Annotated in this window: 8 protein-coding genes; 6 read left to right on the forward strand and 2 right to left on the reverse strand. The window is 58.8% G+C overall.

The features are described from left to right. Positions 1-126: 126 nt before the first annotated feature. From ACWUI2_RS07960 to ACWUI2_RS07970, 3 genes are all read left to right on the forward strand, one after another. Positions 127-3,672: a glycoside hydrolase family 98 domain-containing protein gene (locus tag ACWUI2_RS07960; RefSeq protein ID WP_486982323.1), complete on the forward strand. Its 3,546-nt coding sequence runs from the start codon at positions 127-129 to the stop codon at positions 3,670-3,672. After that, entirely contained in the window at positions 3,669-7,568 is a 3,900-nt protein-coding gene (locus ACWUI2_RS07965; RefSeq protein ID WP_486982324.1) for a glycoside hydrolase family 98 domain-containing protein, read from the forward strand. The genes ACWUI2_RS07960 and ACWUI2_RS07965 overlap by 4 nt, the downstream gene beginning before the upstream one ends. Positions 7,569-7,679: 111 nt before the next feature. Next, positions 7,680-8,351: a type II secretion system protein gene (locus tag ACWUI2_RS07970; RefSeq protein WP_486982325.1), complete on the forward strand. Its 672-nt coding sequence runs from the start codon at positions 7,680-7,682 to the stop codon at positions 8,349-8,351. 203 nt (positions 8,352-8,554) lie between these two features. Here the strand turns inward: ACWUI2_RS07970 and ACWUI2_RS07975 are convergent, their stop codons facing one another. After that, positions 8,555-9,559, reverse strand: coding sequence for a glycoside hydrolase family protein (locus ACWUI2_RS07975; RefSeq protein WP_486982326.1), 1,005 nt, complete (start codon positions 9,557-9,559; stop codon positions 8,555-8,557). Positions 9,560-9,601: 42 nt separating this feature from the next. Continuing rightward, the gene (locus ACWUI2_RS07980; RefSeq protein ID WP_486982327.1) at positions 9,602-12,535 is read right to left on the reverse strand and encodes a COG1470 family protein; all 2,934 of its coding nucleotides are present in this window, start codon (positions 12,533-12,535) and stop codon (positions 9,602-9,604) included. Between the two features lie 319 nt (positions 12,536-12,854). Here ACWUI2_RS07980 and ACWUI2_RS07985 point away from each other — a divergent pair, with 319 nt between their 5' ends. From ACWUI2_RS07985 to ACWUI2_RS07995, 3 genes are all read left to right on the forward strand, one after another. Further along, complete coding sequence (locus ACWUI2_RS07985; RefSeq protein ID WP_486982328.1) at positions 12,855-16,142, forward strand: LamG-like jellyroll fold domain-containing protein; 3,288 nt, start codon at positions 12,855-12,857, stop codon at positions 16,140-16,142. Positions 16,143-16,285: 143 nt separating this feature from the next. Further along, on the forward strand, positions 16,286-18,151 hold the full coding sequence (locus tag ACWUI2_RS07990) for a LamG-like jellyroll fold domain-containing protein (RefSeq protein ID WP_486982329.1): 1,866 nt from the start codon (positions 16,286-16,288) through the stop codon (positions 18,149-18,151). A gap of 15 nt (positions 18,152-18,166) precedes the next feature. Then, on the forward strand, positions 18,167-20,497 hold the full coding sequence (locus ACWUI2_RS07995; protein ID WP_486982330.1) for a golvesin C-terminal-like domain-containing protein: 2,331 nt from the start codon (positions 18,167-18,169) through the stop codon (positions 20,495-20,497). Positions 20,498-20,499: the final 2 nt, after the last annotated feature.

A 20,499-nucleotide genomic window follows, 5' to 3' on the forward strand; every position in this document is an offset into this window, starting at 1 on the left:
CTTTCCTGCCGGTGAATTGGGGGTGGCGGGATTTTTCCATCGAATGTCGCAGAATTGTAGGGGGCGGGGAGGTTTGATCCGGTCATGATGGTGCTGAGCGGATTGAATTTCTTTCTTTTTTTCGTGATGCGTATCCCTTTCATTTACCCAGTTTACCGGATCTTCGTCTGTCTTCTGCCTGCCGTTTGTTCGGCCGGTTCCTTGTTCGCCGGGAGCGACATCCGCGTGGTGGAGAATCTTTCCTCCCATCGTTTGACCGGGGCGGTGGTCGATCTGGGCGATGCCGGGCAGTGGGGGTTGTCCGGGGAGGATGGAACCGTGAGGTTGACCGGAGCCGATGGAACGGTCTGGCCGGCCGAAGTGCTTCAAGGTCGATTGATGGGGGCGGTCACTCTGGAGCCGGGAGGGATGGCTGAAATGACCGCGGAGGCGGGCTCCGCGAGCGGGCCGGAGGTTTGGGTGTCGGAGGATGGACTTTCGGCGGAAATGACGAATGGGCTGTTGCGGTGGAAGGTGGAACCGGCGGCGCACGGCGCGCCTCGTTGGCAGTTGTGGCTGGGAGGCGCGGCTACACCATTGGAAGAGGAAATCGCTTTGCAGGCGATGCGTTACCGGGGGTTCGTCGATTCGGAACCGCGCGGCCGGTTGCGGCGCGGCGAGTATGTCGCGCTCGGCGCGGTCGATGTCGAGACGATGCCGATCGCCCGGCTGGAAGTCGAACGGACCGACGAGACCGCGACGGTCCGGGTCTTTCGCACGGCTCCCCCGGCGTTCCCCGGGCTCGATTTCATGGAGGAATACCAGTTGCGGACCGGGCTCCCTGTATTGAGTTACCGGATGCGCCCGGCGAACACCGGCGAGAATCCGGTCTATCTGGCCTATGTGTTCTGGGAAGGCGATCTGCATGGGCGATATGGTCCGGGGATGATCGGTAACAAGCTGTTGGCGGCTCCGTATCCGAGCGAACCGTATCGGTTGGTGACGCGCGGAAGCGCGACCGAGCAGACCTTGACCCGCTGGGGCCGTGGCTGGGGGGCGGAGCGGGCGTGGATCGGAATGCAAGTGCAGGAAACCACTGGACTCGGCCTGGGAGTGACCACGCCGAAACCGCTGACCGACCGCCACTATTACGGCGCCTCCATCTGGGTGACCAGCCCGTGGCAGGTTCATTTCGACCTGACCGAGACCGAGCGTGGATTTTACCCGGTGGAACTGGTTCAGGACGGAAGTCGAGCGGAGCTGGGCCTTGATTTGCTGGTGACGCAAGGCGGGGTCGATCCGGGTCCCCTGGCCCGTGACTGGTTGCACCAGGCCGGGAAACCGGATCGCAAGGAACGGCTTCTCACCCGGGGAGATGCCACGCTTCCCGTGGCGGCGATGACTGTGGACGGCGAGATGCTCCGTCCGGTTCCGGCGATGGCTGCCGTGAACCGATGGGCCGGGGCGCGGGCTTTGCGGGAACGGGACTCGGGCCTCGTTGCGAGCGTTTCGCCACTGAGCGCGCCGCGCCGGTTGCGGGCGGAGGTGGAGGCGCCGTCCGGGGGCGGAGCGCTTCAGTTCTTTGCGGTTTCCGGACAGGAGAGGGCGCTCATCGGAGAAGCCGATGCGGCCGGGGCTCACGAATGGGTGCTCGATCCGGAGGAACAGCTGATGTTTCGATCCGGTTGGGATTTATTGATCCAGGTTCAAGGGGAAGCTGGACCGGTCGCCGCTCACATTCGTGACCTGAGTCTCAGCGAACCCAGGCCGGACGCGCCGGCGTTGCAATCGCCGTTGCCGGACCAAAGCGTCACGGACATCGCGACCTTTTTCCGGTGGGAGAAAGTCGCGCGGGCGATCGCCTATGACCTGGAATACGGGATGAAGACCGATCCGGACCAGCGCCGGAGTGAACGGATCGAGTCGTTGGTGGATCTGCCTTTCTTCATGCCGAACGATCTTCCGGACCCTGGCTCTTACGAGTGGCGGGTCCGCGCATTGTTGACCGACGGCACGCCCGGACCCTGGTCGGAAACCCGGCGTTTCACGATCAACGACGATCACACCACCCGCGACGTGGTGCGCCCGATCGGACCGGAGAATCCGTTGTTCACCATGGAGGCTCACGGCGCCAGCAGTCTCGTTCCGTTCATGGAGGGGATTCCAGAGGATCTGAGACCTTATACAGCGGTTCTCAGCTGGCACACCCAGTATTTTCATCAGATCGGAAAAAGCCTTTACGATTTCTTCGGCGAACCGGCGAAACACGGTGAGCCGCTTTCCCTGATCGTGCGATTCGGACACTCGGCGATGTCGGATGTGTATGTTTCCCTGAGCGAATTGGAGGCGATCTTCCAGGAGTATCCATGGGTGATCGGAGTGATCGGGACCGAGAGTTTCCATGCGATCTACGGATCGAATCCGTATGTCCGGCGGCTGATTCAGCTCTGCGGAAAGTATGGACGGTGGTTCATCGAAGGAGACGGGAATTACCACAACAACAAATTGCATCGGCTCGCGTCGGATCCGGTGGCGTCGGAGTTGGTGCGGGAATATGGCCCGTATATCGTCCTCTCGCAGAAGAACAACATTCATTACCTGCAGCACCTGAACCAAAGCTCGTTGATGGGGATGAAGTTGAGCGGAATGATCGGTCAGCTCGGTTCGTGGGAGGACGGGGGCTGGTATTGGGAGCAGGCCGGCTTCCGCGGGTTGGGTGAACGCCGGGGAGTGCGGTCCGGGGATATCGTCCAAACGCCCGCGGTCTTTTGGGCGCTGACCTGGGTCCATGGCCTGGCGCAAGGGGCGACGGTCTTTCACATGGACGGTCAAGTGCCGACGATGAAGGCGGATGGGCATGTCAACCAGCAGGCGGCGGACTTTAACTTCGCCAACATGAAACATCAGGTCTGGACGACGGAGGGGCAGATGTTGGACGCCTACCATCGGGTGATCGCTCCAATCTTTCGGGCGATCGTGAACGAAGGACTCGTTCCCGGGCGCGACCAGATTCTCGACAGTCTGCGGGTGGTGGTGCGGGAAGACCGCCCTTGGGAGGAGGAAAGCTATGAGGGCGGCGCGTTTTACGCTCAATATACGCCGCTCTACCAGGAAACCTACGGCTTTTACGATGAACCCGGCTCGGAAACGTATGAGTATTTTCCGAATACGGGACGCTTCGGTTATATCCCGATTCTGCCGCTCGGATCGGCTCCGTTGGAACGGCCTGACGGGACGACCGTGACGGAGGCGCCGATGACGGACCTGGCAACCCGCGCCGCGGTGCGGGACGTGTTTCACCAAAAGTATCCGGAGAACGATTACGGAGATGCGTTGGTGATTCGTTATCCGGATCGTTTCTTCGTTCAAAACACCCATGAGAACCGGGATGTGGCGCAACAGGCCCGGATCCCGGTGGAGGCGGCGGGAGTCAAGCGGGTGGAGGCGACGATCGAACCGCACATGTATCTAATCGGGCGGTGGAACCGGCCGGAAGGGGGACTTTGGATGCAGACCAATTGCGAGTATCCCGAGCGTCCGTTGCGACTCGCGATCCATTGCGCCGTGGAACCCCAGGTCGAGATCACCCCGGCGTCGGCTTTGCGGGAAAAGGTGTGGCGGGACGGACGGCTCGAACTCGAGCTGACCAGCCGGGATGGGGCTATCGACATCCTCCTCTTTCTGAATCCATGAGACTTCTATCTCTTCTCTTTCTCGGGTTTGCCCTGCTGTCGTCCGGCCATTCGGCGGTCGAGGTGGAGGTGGCCAACCATTCCGGACAACCGGTTTATTCGTCGCTCCTGCAGCTCGACGCGGCAACGGTCTACGATCTTCTGAATGTCCCGCCGGGCAGTCCGCTGGCGGCGACGAAAGTGGCTAACGGTAGCCCGGTCCCGATCGAGGCGACGACGGTCAATAGTGTATCCAAAATTCGGTTATATATATCGCTGGCTCCCCGGGAACGGCAACGAATCTCGATTTCCCAAGCGGCCTCATGGACGCAGATCCATTCGGCTTCGTGGGACTCGGGCACTTCGACCGGGCAAATGACCAACGGTCTGGTTGCGGTGACGGTCGGTCCGAGCGGGATCCAGATTGCCCAGGCCGGATCAATCGGGACGGCGGACGACCGGGCCATTGCGCGCAACGTTCATTTCAAAGGCTGGCTCGACGAGGCGGACAACGGCGCCATCGTCGACCCGGTGGCCCTCGGCCTGAAGGAGGTGATCACCCGGCATTCCCCGTTGGCTTCGGGGCGGGCGATGTTGACCCGCGACGGGCCCGGCGTGATTCTCACCCGCGAATTCGACGGCATGGGGGCCGGGGTCGAATTGACCGAACGAATCGTGGCTCTCTATGGCGTGCCGGCGGTGCGCTATGCCCTGTATTTCACGAATCACGGTCAAACGGATCGATGGCTGGCCTGGGCGGACAACCACATCGCGGGCAACTTCGCCCGGGAACAGCGCTGGTTGAGGACCCCGTATTGGGGGACCAGTCTGTTCGACCTGTCTCAGGGGAGTTTCGCCGATCATGTGAAGTGGTGGTACAATCCCCCCTCATGGACCTATTGCGCGACCTGGAATGAGGAGGGACGCGGGGTGGGAATGGTGAGCCTCCAGCCGCTGACGGGGAATCATTATCACAACAAGACCTATTGGCGCGCGAGCCGGACCGGCTTTACCCTTGAGCAGGTGGAAACCGTGGCCGGTTATCCGCCAATCCGGATCGCCCCCGGTGAGACCATCGAAGTGGGCGCCCACCTGTTGGCCACGGATGCGGGAGTCAGCCCCTTCAGGCAGACCGGGTTGTTTTTCCAATCCCTCGGTGGTTCGGGAGTGACGCCGCGTTATGAGACCCCGTATGCCGCTCGGCTCAACGGGGAAGTGATCAAAGGGGCGAAGGCCGACAGTTTCCTGGAAACCTTCGAGGACGTCGACCGGTGGTTTGTGGAAGGAGCCTTGGCGGATCCGGGTGGGAGTGGGGTGGAGGTGACGTTGGATGGGTCGACGGCGACGTTGTCCTCTGCTTTGGAGACCGGTTTTTCCGAGGAACGGATGCTCGGAATCAACGTCGCGGAAGCTTCGTCGGGAATGACCTTCGAAGTCTCGCTGAGGCGTCTGGACACGAACGAAACAAACGTGTTGATCCATGTGACCGGAGCGGAAGCGGTTGGAGGGATCGAGGTGCCGGTTTCCCAACTGACCGGTTGGAGCGGATTCGTCGAATACGAGTTGCAGGTGAAGATCAACGGGCAATCCGGCCAAACCGCGACGATCGCGGAAGTCTGGGTCTTGCCGGTCGCGGCCCCCGCTCCGGAGCCGGTCAGTCCGCTTACCGGTTGGGACGTTACCGACATCGCGCTTTGCTTCAGTTGGAAGGGATTGCCGAACATCGAAGATTACCGGATTCAGGTGAGCGCGAACCCGGGATTCGACGATCCGGTGGAATTCGAGATCACCTCCGACAGTGAATTGTGCACCTATCATGTCGTCGAACCCTTGACGCCCGGGACCTGGTATTGGCGGGTGGCCGGGATCGATGGGGACCGGCTGGGCGGGTTCTCCCCGGCCATCGAGTTTACCATCAATAACGACCTGCCGAAGGCGGAACTGATCCGTCCGATCGACGTCGAGCGTCCGCTCTTCACACTGGAAGCGCAGCGGGTGCCGGATCTGGGTGATTTCGCGGAGGCGGTTCCGTCCGATATCCGGCCTTACACCGCGATTCTCTCCGGCAACCAATATTTCGTGCATCAGAACACCGACCTCGAGCACTTCTCGAAAGTCGCCGGTCAGGACAACCTCTTTTTGTTGCGCACCCATGGACCGGGCCGGATGGCCTGGACGGGAATGTCGCTGACCGACGTGGAGTGGCTTTTCCAGAATTATCCGAACATCATCGGGATCGGGACCGGGGAGAATTTCTGGAATTACTGGTTGTGGGAGACGGATGGGAGCAAGGAATACATCACCCGGCTGATTCAGCTTTGCGCCAAATACGGGCGGCTTTATCTTTGGGCGGATGGCAACGGCACCACCTTCAAGTGGCAGCAGTTCGCCTCGAACGATTACTGGATCGATGTGATGGAGGAGTATGGCGACTACCTGATCTTCAGTTTGAAGAACAACGTCAACCACACCATGCACACCAGCCAGGGGGCGTTGATGGGACTTTGGTTGAGCGGCAAGATGGCTCACCACGGATCGTGGAGCGAATTCTGGTATTGGAACGACGCCGGGTTCGCCGGGTTGAACGAATACCTCGGTCCCAAAATGGGGATACTCGATTACTTCCCCCGGAATTTTTACAACCTCTCCTTCATGCATGGGATCGCGCAAGGAGCGACCGTGTTCAGCGTCGACGGCCAGGGAACGACCGGCACTACCCAGGCGGCGATCTGGAACCGGGACGGCGTGACCACCGCCACCTTCCACGACTATGTCGTTCCGTTTATCCGCGGCGTCGTTTCCCGGGGGATGGTGCCGACGAAAGAAGAGGTGCTGGAGGAAGTCAAAGTCGCGATCCGGCAGCCGGACCGCTTCCAGAATGTGGCCCATCACGGCGACTACGGCATCTACCGTGTTCTCTACGAGGAGACTTACGGGTTCAGGGAGAACGGACGCTGGTATGAATATTTTCCGAACACCAGCCGGTACTATTATATCCCCCTCTTGCCTTATGGGGTCGATTCGCTGCCGAATTCGGCGCGGGTGGAGCCGCTGGCGGCGATGTCCGATCCGGCGTTCGTTCGCGCGGTCTTCGACGAGGCGTATCCGGGACCACATTACGGAGACGCGCTGCACAACCGGGTGGGGAATAGCTTGTTCATTCAAAACACCAACGAGAATGTCGACGACGACGAAACGTATGATTTCCGGTTTTCGGAAGGAAGCATTACTCGGCTTGCCGGCGACGTGGGTGTCCATCACTACATTCTCGGGAAACTGGAGCGGGACGGCGAGAGACTCTGGTTGCAAAGCAACGGCGAATACCGGGAGCGTGAATTTCAACTGACGCTGGAGGCCTCCCGGAGACCCGCGCTGCGGGTCGATCCCGAGGACGGAATCGTCTCGGCCGAATGGGATGAAACGACTTCGATCTACACGGTGGTGTGGAACCATCTCCACGGCGCGGTGGAGATCGAATTCGATACGGAAGACGATCGTTGGGAGTCGTGGGCCGATGAGGCCGGACTCGAAGGCGCGGATCGCTTGCCCGATGCCGATCCGGATGGTGACGGAATTTCTAATCTTTGGGAATTCGTCCTCGTGGGCGATCCCTTGCGGCCCGGGCGGGAGATTCTCCCGGTGTCGGAAGTCGTCCGCGATGCCGGGGGAGAAACTGAGGCGATACTCTTCCGGTTTTTCAAGCGGACGGATGCGGAGGAAACGGTCGAGCTGTGGTTCGAGTATTCGACGGACCTGGGTGATTGGACGCCGCTCCCGGTCGAAGCCGGCCTGGCCGGGGCGATCCGGATCGAGATCTCGCGAGAAGACGAAGACCGCGAACGGGTCGAAATCGAGATTCCGGCCACCGAGGCGGTCGACGGACGGATGTTTTACCGACTGCGGACAAACCTGAAATGACGGGAAATCTCAGCAGTGTGGCGCGAAATTGCAGTCTGATTTAATTATTCCGTATCGTATCTTTGGAATAAGAGTGGGAGTTTGCGGCAACCATCAACTAGACCCTGAAAAATGAACCTGAACAACAAGGATACCCGGGGACAAGAGGTCCCCCGTCGGCGTGGCTTTACCCTCATTGAACTTCTGACGGTGATTGCCATTATCGGCATCCTCGCCTCAATTCTGATACCGGTGGTTGGAAAAGTCCGTGACAGTGCCCGCCGGGCGGCATGTTCCTCCAACATCCGTCAACTCGGGATGGCGATAATCATGCTTTCCGAGGAAGACAACGGCGATAAAATTCCCCAAACGGCTCCCAGTGATGTTTGGCTATATCATTTGCGCAACGACATCGCGCTCCGCCTGGTGGAAGATTATGAGTTACCCCGCGATGTCTTTTATTGCCCGGGGAATCCGGATTGGAAGCAGGATGGATTCTGGTTTCCGGCGAGACCGCAGCCGGTTATCGGTTATGTGATTACAGCCGGGAACCCGCTTTTGTCTGATCCGGAGGATCCGAACCGTGATTATCCGATGACCTTGACCCATGAAGGAAGCCGGACGGAAATGATTGTGGACATGGTAATCAGTCACAATCGCGACTTTCCACCCCGGACTGGTCATGATGATGGCCGCAATCCGGTAGGCGGAAACGTGTTTCACGTGAACGGCTCGGTGGAATGGCGTCCTTTTTCGGAAATGACGATGAGACACGGACACGGAGGTTATCTGGTCCATTGGTAAACGAAGAGCCGGATTTCGGATTTTAGTCTCGGTGAAAATCTGGTGCATTTACGCCGAAATGCGTCTGGATGTTTTAATTGCCATGCACCCCGAAACCACACCCCCGAAATGTAAATCTGGAGTGCCGCGACATGTCGCAGCTTTGGATCGGGGCGACATGTCGCCGAAGGGAAAGCGCGGACATGTCCGCGCACTCCAAGGGCTCACAATGGGAGGCGGAGGTTGAAGGATTTTGAGTTGTCGCCGGCGTAGGCGGAGAGTTGGAGGGCGGCGGGAGCGCCCTCGGCGAAAAGGACGCGGGGCATCTCCAGCCTTTCATACGAACGTTCGATTCCGTCTTCCCAGCGAAGGCGGAAGGGAGTCACGATCGGATCAGACGTCACCTTCCAGTCGTGGCCGCAGGCCGATTCGAGCAACAGGAGCGCGGGAGTTTCGTCCGTCAGACCTTCACCATGGTCTTTGACGATCGCGTAGTAACTGCCGTTGTACCAGAATTGGCAATGGTCATCGAAAGGGAAGTTGGTCTTCATGCCCGGCATCAGGCAATCGGCGACTTTGCGAAAAGGTCCTTCTGGTGAGTCGGCCAAAAACGTGTGGTGCTCCACTCGGCCGCCGACCGGACGGGGTCCCTCGCGGACCGTTTTGACAACAAACTGAAGTTTGCCATCGGGACGGGCCATTACGAAGGGAGTGGCGGTGGTGATGTAACCCGCTTCCGGTTCGAACAACGGTTGCGGTCGCACCGTCCATTCGCCGAGCGGGTCGGTGGCGAAGGCGATCCAAACCCGTTGATTGTTGCGGTGTTCCCACCACTCGGGCCGAGTCATGTCGATCCCGGTCGGCGGAGGGCCGTCTTTTCTTGACCAGGGGCCGGAGTTTCCGGTGAACAAGAGGAGGTATTGGCCGTTCCAGCGAAGCAAGGCCGGGTTATGCTGGACGGGCGGGGCGTCTGAGCCATCTTCGAACGCCATTTTCAGGTGGCGATAAGGTCCGAGCTGCGAGTCGGAAACGGCGATGCCGATGCGGGAATGGGAGACCCACGCGTCGAATCCATAGGCGAACGGCCACCTGGAGTAGGCCATGAAGTAACCGCCGTCCGGCAAGGGTTCCACCGAGCCACACCAGATGTGTTGATCGGGCAGCGTGAAAACATGCGGGTTTGAAGCGACCGTAGGCCGCAGTTTGAGTGGAGAATCAATTTGTTTCATGCGTATTAGATTTGTGGTGAAAAATGAATGCGATCGCTTCGGTTAACGATCGGCGAGCTGAGCTTTGAATGCCTCCAGTTCGTTGGGCTTCAGAAACGATATCGCGTCGACTACGAGATAATCATAACCGCCCGGCGGCGGAGTTCCAAACCGGATCGCCACTCGGTTGTATCCCTGGTCGAGGCGAACGGGTCCGAAGTGATGCCAGGTGTTGCGAAACCTCCACCAGACATTTCGATGAGTGGTGAAAATCCACGGGGAGCCGAGGGTCGAAATCTCTTCCGGAACGCTGAACTTGCCCTCGTTAATCCGGAAGCTCAGCGGCGGGAGCCCTTCGCGTTCTTCCAATCCGACCAGGGGCGAGCTGGCGATTAGCAAATGGTAATCCCCCGATTGGTCAGCAAAAAATTCGTATTCGGCCACGAACTCCTCTTCTCCGGTGACGGGCCGTTGGGAACGGAAGCGGAGGTGGTCGCCTCCATGGGAACGAAACTGGTTCGGGAGCCAGGCGGGCGCCGGATCAAAGGTGATGCTCTTCGGTTCTTCGGCTTCAATCCAGATGCCGCTGGCCGGTTTCGGCAGGGGGCGGGTGTGGCGCAGTTGCTCCCGGCTTTGGGAACGAAAAGCCGTTCCGTTCGGCCCGCTCGCTTCGGCGGTGACGAATACGTAAGCGGTCAGGGAATCCGGATCGCCGTTCACCTGAAACGGCAGGGTGACCTGTACTGTCTGCCCGGCCGGGACCGTGCGGATCAAAGGGGATTCCGCCTGGAGGCTCAGCTCCGACGGCACGGCTAAGTCGAAACGGACCTCCAGGGGTTCGTTCCCAAGGTTGGTGAAACTGGCTTCCGCGGTGTATTCCCTTGGGTTGCCAGCGATGGATACGAGGCTGGTGGACAGGACATTGACGACTCTCGTTTCGCTAAAGCGAGTGTCACCAGATGTCAAATACGTGACGGCATCGCTAATTTGGATTGCCTGGGGTTTTTCAGAGCCGGTGTGGGTCGTGATCCGGTTTCCCATGATGTCGTGACTCTCAAACGACACGCCGGGTGGGACCCGCAAAAAAAGAGTGTCCCGGGGGCTGGTGGTCCAGGCGGCAACTACCTGGCTGGAATCGTTGCTGAACAGGTAGGCATATTGTCCGCCGGTTCCTTCTGACAAAGTCCGCGCGAAAGGGACGTCGCCAAGTTTCCGAGTCATCGCGGAATAGGCCGGAATGGTTTTCATGACGCTGTTGGGCGAGTCGGCTTCGAACATGTGGTAGGTGTAGCGCCAGGTGTCGTCGCCGCTGAAGTGAAACCAGTGCAGCACTTCGACCCCATGCGCGACGCTGATGATGTTGGAGCGGACCATGAATTTGGCCTGCTCGGTATCGGTGTTGTTTCTCTGGGGCGGCCGGGGAATGCGGGTCGGCAAATGCTCGAACCCCTGGGTGGTCCAGCCGATTTCGGTGATCCAAAGCGGGAGTTCGCGGTTCTGTTCGCGCATCCATTCTCGGGTGAGGGCGAGGAAATCGTGGAGCACCGGTTCCGGAGATTCCGGCCGCGGGTAGGGGTGTAGGGCCAGCACGTCGATGTGCTCCAGGGCGCCGAGGGCGATGATGTCCCGGAGGAAGTCGAGTTGCGGGCCGTGATATCCGGTCACTCCGACCAACGTGGCGGCGGGATTCCCTTGCCGGGCTTCGTCGCAGGTGGCTTGGAGGAGATCGAGGTATTCCGGGGCGGTCATGTATTGCCACGGTTCGTTGACGACGGAGAAGTTCTCGATCACGCCCTTGAACTCCGCGGCCAGGTCGCGGTAGAACCGCCCGGATCCGGCCAGGCGTTCCTCCTCGCTCCAGTCGGCGGTCCAGTTGGGGTAGCGTTGCTGGACATAGATCAACGGGTCGAGACCATATTCGCGGAAGATGCTGTAATCGTAGAGCTGCCAATGGTGGTTGCCGGGCTCCGGTTCGATCGCCTTCCAGTCGATGGTTTCGTGGACTCGGATATGTTCCACCCCGATTGCCTTGGCCCGTTCGAGCTGGGTTTCGAGATTGTTGGGGGAAATGCTGACGCCGAATGGAGATTGCCGGTTGAAGTCGCGGGAACGGTTGCGGTCGATCACCGCGAAGGCGAGGCGGGCGTGGTCGAGCTCCGATCCGTTGTCCGAGAGAAGCCGGGCGGAGACCTTGAAATAGCCTTTGTTTAAGCCATCCAGTGGCAGCGGTTGTTCGACTGCTTGATCGGGTCCGACCTCGATGGGGATGGAACCGGACCGGACCTCTTCGTCATGGAAACCGGTGACGTGATATTCAAGGTTGAAGGTGCGGAGGGCGGCATCGCGACTGTGAATCGTGCCGATGATTCGAGGATTCTGGTGGGCGTCGTAGAGCAAGTCCGGGACGGCGGATCTCAGACCGAAATTGATCGCGCTTCGGGGGTGGAACGGCGAAGGGCGGTTTCCCGTTTCCAGCATTGCGGCATCGACCAACAGTTCGCCCGGTTGATTCATTTCGATGCGGGCTTGGTATTTCCCGGCTCGCGCTTCCTCCAGGTTGGCGACCACGTGAAACCTTTGCCAGGATTCGCCGACTTCGACGGTTTGGCGGCTTTCGGTTTTCGTGTTCCATCGTCCTCCTGCCTCGGCCCACGACCATACGGAAATTGTGACCGGAAGGGTGTCTTCCCCGCTTCGCAGGTAAACGCTGAAGACGTAGTCCCGGCCGACCTCCAGCGGGTGCCATTCGCTGGCCAGGGTCGCGGTGTGGCAGTTGGGGCCCATCACCACGCGCCCGGCCATTCGGCCCTGCACCGTGTCCGGCAGCTCCACAGTATCAAATCGGGCGTCGAACGGACGTGCGTTGAACAGCCATCCGTATTCCCCGGCGTCGAAGGCGGCATTCCTCAGGAAATTGGGCGAATCGGTTCCCGTGGTTTTCGCCAGGGCGACGGCAGGGGCCAAAGCGGTCGCCAATCCGAGAAGAATACGAGGCAAGAGCTTGAGTCGGGACGTTTGTCGGGAATGGAACTGGCGAGAATGGATCATGTCATTGGAAGATTCTGCCCTTGTCGGGCGACTAGGTGTTTTTCTACATTGAGCAGGGGGTAGGTATCCGCTGTAATCTTACGACATTCCATTAAGGAATTCCGCCATACCTGAGGAGAGGCCGGAGAAATGGGGGCGGGACCAGACCTGTTTGACGTGTCGGGATTTCTTAATGGAATGTCGTAAGATTACAGGCCGGTGAAGGAGGGGCATCGGGCATACTGGCACTTCTAACGCTCCAATATCAACCCATTCTATCTCCTTTATCATGAAAACTATCCTCCGATCTGCTGTTTCGGTTTTCGCCGCCTTGGCGATGACAAACGTATTCAACCCGACCCCCGCAACGGCCGGATTCGACGAATTGGTCGATCTCATCGGCTCGCCCACCGATGGTGGTACCGGCCCTCGTCTATGGTATCAGACCGCTCGCGAGCCGAACCAGGGCTCCGGAGCCACCCATCGGACCCTGACCGCCGGAAACAACGCTATGACGGTCCAGCGTCCCGATTTCTTCGGCAATCCTAACGGAGCTTTTGCTTTAGCGGGAACCAATGGGGGGGCTGCGGTCAGCGACGGAACGGCGTCGCCTTATTTGACCGGAAGTCAAGGGACCTTTGTGATGACGTTTCAGACCCCGCCCGCCATCACGGCGAATTCCTCTATCTTCAACCGTGGGGATGGCAGCACGGGTGTGGGTAATCCGAAGTTTGAGATTTATCTTTTGGCAAACGGTACTTTGCGGGTTACCACGGGGGATACCCAGTTTGGGGTGATCACGGCGGTTGGAACCTTGGCGGCGGATACTTGGTATTATTTGGCGGTCTCCTGGGACTTGAATTTGCCGAGCAATCGGATCGCCTGGTATTGGGGAGAAATGGGGTCCGCCACTTTGAATAGTGGATTCGTCTCCGATTCAGTGGCCGTTATTGGAAATCCCGCGAGCCCTATCCGAGCCGGCGGTCGGTCGAGTTTCGACACGTTCACCGGATCCTTTCAAAACATTGCCATTTACAACCGGCACTTAACTGCGCAGGCGATCCAGGATCAATTCGCGGAGGCTGCGCTGCCTCAACCTCAGATCGGTGTTTACCAACCGGAGGAGCCGATCGAAGGGGTGTTTCAAAATTTTACTTTTGGCTCAGTGTTTTTGGCTGACGGACAAAACGACAGCGAGCCGCGGACGGTTCGATTTGTCAACATCACCGAGACCGATGTTGTCGTTGAGGATCTTTATCTTGGCAATGACGGGGATGGAGCCTTTTTCATAACCGGTGCCCCCGCTACTCCGTTTACGATTGAACCGGATGAAACCTTTGATGTTGAAGTTTCCGTCGGCGGAGCGATCACCGGTGGAACCCTGGTGACCGGCACCTTGGAAATCGTATCGAATTTTGCTTCGGAAGCGGGAGGGCTTACTCCCCGCATTCTCGAACAGGACCTGTCGGCGGTCGTTTACACGACTGGAGATTCGTATTTGTTGAATTCCAATCCGACCTTGGATGAGAATCTATCCGGTTGGGTCGGAGGAGGCACGCTGGTGTCGCCCGGATTCGACGGATCGGCCCGAAAAGTGCGGGTCAAGGGCAGGAACGACGGGGATCCGGACAGCTTCGGCCAGGTGTTAAGCACGAACGCGGCCAGCGATTTTGAGCTGCGTTTTCTGATGGCCATTCCGAACTATCAGACCGCCGTCGGTTCTTCCCCTGATGGCAATTACGGCGACCGGTCGTTTCAATTGATCGTGCAATCGGCTGCGGGCATTCCCGGCTCCGGAGGATCCTGGACCAATTCGCATGCGGCATCGGCAATGATCAATCTCGCTTATCTGCCGGCCGGCAATGGCTCGACCGGCGAGGGATTCTACCTGTTTAACGGCAGTTCCTGGCAATTGGTTTCTGAACTGGGAACTCTTCAGAAATCGATCGATGCCGATACAAACGGAGCATTGAACCCCGGAGCGGGGGATACAGCCTATGTGTATCAAGTCACCATCGCCGGAAGCGGTTTCGGTAGCAACGGGGCGAGCTACGACATTTCGGTTTCCGAACCTAACTCCACCGATGTGGCCGCGACGGCGACTGGGTTGACGACCTATCATTCGTCGCCGATCGACGAAAACCGCCCGGCCGCCTTCACCTTTACCACCGGAGACCGTTCGGATTCATCCGGAAATGGCACGCTCGATCCGATCTGGTCTTCCTCTTTCTGGCTCGACGAGATCTTCTTTAGCCTCGGAGAGACCCTGCCTTTCCCGATTTCCACGGTCGCCTCGTCGAACGTGGTGGTTCGGGCCTGGCCGGACGAGATCGGTGCGACGGTCTTCGCGATGCGCAATGACGGTTTGGGAAGCGATTTGAACGTGCTCGCTTTCGATTCCGGCGACACTCGTTTTGGAACGGTTGCGCCTGCGTTGCCATCGACCGTCGCTCCAGGGGAAACGGAACTCTTCACCGTCGGATACGATACCGCCGGGTTGACCGGGGAGGGACTTTATTTCACCGACTTCTCCGTCACCACCGACAGTGTGCTGACAACGGTTCATCAAGTCCCGGTGGAGGTTTTAGTCTTTGCCCCAGGGAACTACATCTTTGGATCCTTCGAGGTTCCGGGAACGGATACCGAGAACAACACCGACACCTTCGCGGGCTGGCAGGAGACGGGCGCTTCGCACCTGGTGACGGCGGTGCCCGGCCTGGTGGCCGGATCGAACACGGCGGCCTATGTCCATGGATCCGAAACCAGTTTCTCGGCGGATAATAACGGAACCCTTCTGACCAAAACGCTGGCGCCGCTGGTTGAATTCGATTTGGAATTCTATTTCGCGATCAAGCAAGCGGGCGCCCCCGGTCGCCGGACCTTCTCGATCGAGCTGGAAGGCCCGGAAAGCGAGTCCCGGGTCAACATCCGCTACGAGGACGGCGTCTGGTCGGCGTTCGACGGTGCCTGGAATCCGTTCCTGGAAATGGCGCTGACTCCCTCGGTCGACGCCAACGGCAATGGCAGCCTGGACGATCCGGGCGATACCAAGGTGGTTTACCGGCTGCATATCGCCGGGCGGAACTGGGACAATGCCGACCAGGATTACGACGTGGCTGTCTACGATGCGGAAGGGAATCTGATTGATTCCGCCGAAAATCTCCAATACTTCCGGGTCGGGACCAATAATGAAGGACTCTACTTCCCGCTCGGGGAAGTGCAAATGTCGGCGACCTGGGGAGCCAATCCCGGATTCTGGGTCGACGAAATGATGTTGACCGGCGTTCCGGCGGTGGAGCCGCCGTCCGGAGACATTCGGATTACCTCCTTCGCCTACGATCCCCAAGCGACGGAAAACGTCACTCTTCGTTGGACGGACGTTGGCTCCGCGTATGAGATTGAGGCAGCGAGCACTCTGCCATTCGGAGGAGCGGGCGATCTGTTGATTCCGGTCGATTCCTCGAATGGAACTTTGGATACGGAATCCCATCCGGGCGAAATTGAATTCTCATTTGAGGATCCTGATGCCGCGCAAGCGGACCGGCGCTTCTGGAGAGTACGTATCGTTCAGCCGTAAAGGCAGTCAATGCGAGCTTTGCGTTGGCTCCTACTGCCATAGCAAAAGAACCGGTCCGGCAGATGTCGCCGGACCGGTTCCATTTTCGAATACTTGAAACATTCCGGAGGCTCTGTTCCGATGACGGTTTCCGGCCGAAAACCATGACCATTCAACGAAAAATTCTTCTTCCAATCCTTGGAGTTACCGTTCTCGCGGCTTCTGTCTTGAGTGCCATCGAGTTGGTGCTCAACCCCTACGAGTCGGTGGAGTGGGACCGCGTGAACCATCATAAAGCAAATTTTCATTGCCACACCACGGTGAGCGATGGACGGGCCGCGCCCCATGAAATGGTCGATGAGTATCTAGAAAATGGTTACACGATTCTGGCGCTGACCGACCACCATAGGGTCACCTATCCATGGACGGCATTTGACTCTTTTCGGACAAGCCGATTGGCGGAACGCCGCGCGGCTGACGGACGGATTCCTCCGCTGAATGCTTTCCAGAATCGGAATCCCGAGGAGCTTGGAATGGTGGCGGTCGCCGGGGGGGAGTTGGCCGCGAATCACGACTACCTGAGTCTGTTCACCGATTATACCAGTCAGGCGGATGACCTCGACACCGATATGACCGAGATGGCCCGGTATTCTGAGGACGCATTGGCCGTCCTGGCTCATCCCGCGCTGCATTGGCCGCGCGATTTCGGTCCGAAGCCGGGACTTCGAGTGCCGTTTACACCGGCGTTGCGTCAACTGACCCAAGGGGATTTTACCGTGGAAGCCTGGTTTCGAGTTGTCGACAGCAGCCGGAGCGTCCTGATGGGGAACGGCGCTCCGGGGCGTGACGGTGTATTGAACCTTAAAATACAGTCTTGGATTAACGAGGTTCGCCTAACTCTTCGTCCGGGGGAAGGTGGGCGAACGATGGATTTGTTTCTCCCGGCTCATGAAATCGGACTCGCGGTGAACGACCGAAAATGGCATCATCTCGCCGCCGTGCGCCGCGACGGGATGATCCTGGTCTATCTCGACGGGGAGGAATTGGGACGGGAGACGGACGTCGCCAGTGGGTTCGACCTGGAGGGAGAGGAGTTTTTCATCGGTCGCGACATGCGGGCCGGGGTGACGAAGTTCAATGGCGACATCGACGACGTCCGTCTGTGGCGGCGGGGGCTGACCCACGACGAGATCCGCATGCTCGCCCTGGCGGGCAATGATTCGTTTCCGGACCGGACCGGGTTGTTGGCCGAGTACCGGTTTGAAATTTCCGGAGGTCAACCGGCGGGCGCGGAATCAGGCTCCCTGGTCGACGATACCGCTGGTCACGAAGACGGTCCCTTTCACGCGGAGACCATCGACGGCGGTTTCTATATCGGCGAAGTCGCCGAGCCGATGGCCGCGTCCGGCCGCTCTTCGCGGGCGATGAGTTTCGACTTCCCCTTTCCGGAGAGTGTATATCCCGCCGCGTTCGAATTCTACCGGAATCTCATCGTGAAACACGACCACCTGATCGGAACGGAAGTGGTAAACGGCAGTCGGGCGGACCAGCATTTTCCCTTGGACCGCGAACTCTGGGACCGTCTCTTGACGGAGCTGATGCCGGACCGGCCGGTGTGGGGGTTTGCGACGGATGACGCGCATACCTTGGAGGCAGTCGGACGGGATTGGGTCGTTTTTCCGTTGGAGAAGCTTTCGCGGGATTCGGTGAGGAAAGCCATGATCGACGGAGCCTTTTATTTTTCCACCATTCGGTTTGGTCATGACGACCGCTCCGCCGAGCGGACTCCGGTCATCGAATCCATCGTCCATGACGAGGAGGCGGGAGTCCTCGTGATTCGGGCGACGGAGGGTGGTGAAGTTCTACCGGAGGAATCTTACCGGTGGGTTTCAAGAGGGGAGTGGATACATACTGGCTCGCGTCTGGCGTATCGTGAGGTGGGTGGAGTCGGGAATTACGTGCGGGTGGAAGTGACCGGCAGCGGGGGAAGTACCTATTCGAATCCATTTGGGTTTGCGCCGTCGAAATAACAGGGAGGAGGCTTTATGAGAATCAGCAGTTCGAAAGTCCTTTTGGGGGCGGTGGGAATGATGATCCCCGCGGTTTCCTTGTTGATGGGAGAATCGGGTGAAGATCGAAGCCATGCGACGTTATTTGAAGGTCCGTTGCAAGGCGGGGTGAACGTCCGGGTCCAACTCGATCTCCAACGATACCCGTTGCTAAGGGGAAAAGATCCGGCTTTCGAATTGATTGTCAATCCGCCCGTGACCACCCGGAAGATCCGGTTTGTGTCCAGGGATGGAACGGCCCACGTGACGGAAATCCGTTTGTTCGAAGCGGGGATGCCGGAATACCCTCCGGTCATGGGGGGAGGGGAAGGAGGACTCGACTTGCCGAATTTGGCGCGCGGAGCGCAGGTCACCGCCAGTTCCCGTTGGGCGGCGGAAAGGCATGAGCGCCAAGTTGTCGACGATGACCTCGGATTTGATTCACGGTGGGTCAGCCGGGGAGGTCCCCCTCATTCGCTCGTCCTTGAACTGACTGGAACGCATAGCATCGGATGTATTCAAATGGTTAGTGGTTATCCCGTGGGCAACGAATGGACGGCGGCGGGCGAAGATTTTTTCTTTGAATACGAGCGCAACGGAGAGTGGCATTCGGTGCCCGGCTCTGGAGGGGATTTGGCAACGGAGCCATCGAGGCTGGCGTTGGTGTTGGGCGATGGACGTCGCACCTATCGATTCATTCATCGGCAGGAATCCGTCAATTGGGTGGTGGAGAGGACGGGCGAAGGGGAGGAGGGGGAGCGATTGGCTGCATTCTCTCTGGGGCAGGAGAACCTTCGCGAAGGGGAGCGTTACGCGATCGGCCTGATGGTTACCCCGAAAGCCGCGACTTTGATTTTGGATGGAAAAGCCTTGTTTCAAATTGACCATTCCCTCGGAAAGGAGATACGGATCGGTTTGGAAGGACTCTCGTCGGCGGTCCGGTTTGTCGCCGATTCGGGAGTGGAGGCGCAAGACCCTCCGCGGGCGAGTGCGACGCCCGGCAAGGTGGGTTTGACGGACTCAAGCGGACGGACTCTTGATTTTGTATTCAATCCGTTGGAGAAAAGGCAGACCTTCTTTCTGCCTGGTCGGCTTTCCCAAGTGCGGGTTATGGCCGAACCATCGATTGAGGGGCAGGGTATTACGATCGACGATTTGCGGGGCAATTCACGGGAGATCGAGCTCGGCGCGGGCAAGGACCGGCCGGTCCGCCTGAAGGTTGAATCGGCGGACGGATCGAAGGAAGAGATTTATGAAATTGTCTTGGCTTCGGTGCCACCCTCGGACCGATTCGAATTGGCATTTTCCGACGAATTTACCGGTGAACAACTGGATCGATCGAAATGGCATTATCGATTGGGAAGTCGCTGGAACAGTCATCAGCGTCCGGAAAACGCCGTGGTCCGGGATGGACGGTTTGTCAGTGTATTGGAGATTGACGAACGCGGCCGTCAGTTCACCGGCGGAATTATTACGAATGAGGCATTTGGATACGGATATTATGAAACGAGCGCGCGGCTTTGGAAGCACCGCGGATGGCATTCGGCGTTTTGGCAGATGCAGGCCTCCGGGGTTCGGGTGAACGAGATCGACGGTTTCGAGTCGGTTTCGCCCAATTCCTTTAGCACCAATCTGCAGCACTATCGCCCGCGCAACATCCTTGGAGCGAAAGAGCATCGGTTCGACGTGGCGGGCGGCTTCAATACCTTCGCCTGGGAATGGTTGCCCGACCGGGTGCGGTTCTTCTTTAATGGTGAATTGATCCGCGATGATCCGTATCCGGGCCCTCATTTGCCCCAGCACGTTTGGCTTGGGTCGGTGGCGCGGCAGGACGCCTCGACCGAGGGACTTCCGGGAGCGGTCGAGTTCGAATATTTCCGATATTATCGTTTGGTCGACGAGGTGCAACCTACGGAGGATGCGATTATCGTCGATATTCGCTCGTCAGGATATCTTGAGTCCGGCGATTGGGAAGAAGCCGAATACGCGGTGTCCCATCGGCATGATTTCAAGACCCGGGTCAGTCGGACTCCCGGATCCGAGGCGAAATGGGAAACGGAACTTCCGGCGCCCGGATCTTATGAAGTGTTCGTTTGGAACCCCTACATTTTCCCTGATGGGAACCATTCCCTAATGCGTTTTTTTATCGCCCACTCCGGCACAAAACGGGAGGCGACGATCAACCCGATGCGAGCGGGGCAACGATGGGTTTCTCTCGGAGTGTATTCGTTTTATGATGACACTTCGGTTAAAGTTGGAACGGTGGTGGCTGGTAATCGCGACCACCGGGTTGATGCGGTGATGTTTGTTCCGATTGACCGACCGTGAAA

The organism is Verruconatronum alginivorum, from assembly GCF_056590205.1.

Bases quoted from the DNA above. Each gene is read 5' to 3' on its own strand.
- ACWUI2_RS07965 (WP_486982324.1), top strand. From the start codon at position 3,669: ATGAGACTTCTATCTCTTCTCTTTCTCGGGTTTGCCCTGCTGTCGTCC.
- ACWUI2_RS07995 (WP_486982330.1), top strand. From the start codon at position 18,167: ATGAGAATCAGCAGTTCGAAAGTCCTTTTGGGGGCGGTGGGAATGATG.
- ACWUI2_RS07960 (WP_486982323.1), top strand. From the start codon at position 127: ATGCGTATCCCTTTCATTTACCCAGTTTACCGGATCTTCGTCTGTCTT.
- ACWUI2_RS07970 (WP_486982325.1), top strand. From the start codon at position 7,680: ATGAACCTGAACAACAAGGATACCCGGGGACAAGAGGTCCCCCGTCGG.
- ACWUI2_RS07985 (WP_486982328.1), top strand. From the start codon at position 12,855: ATGAAAACTATCCTCCGATCTGCTGTTTCGGTTTTCGCCGCCTTGGCG.
- ACWUI2_RS07975 (WP_486982326.1), bottom strand. From the start codon at position 9,559: ATGAAACAAATTGATTCTCCACTCAAACTGCGGCCTACGGTCGCTTCA.
- ACWUI2_RS07990 (WP_486982329.1), top strand. From the start codon at position 16,286: ATGACCATTCAACGAAAAATTCTTCTTCCAATCCTTGGAGTTACCGTT.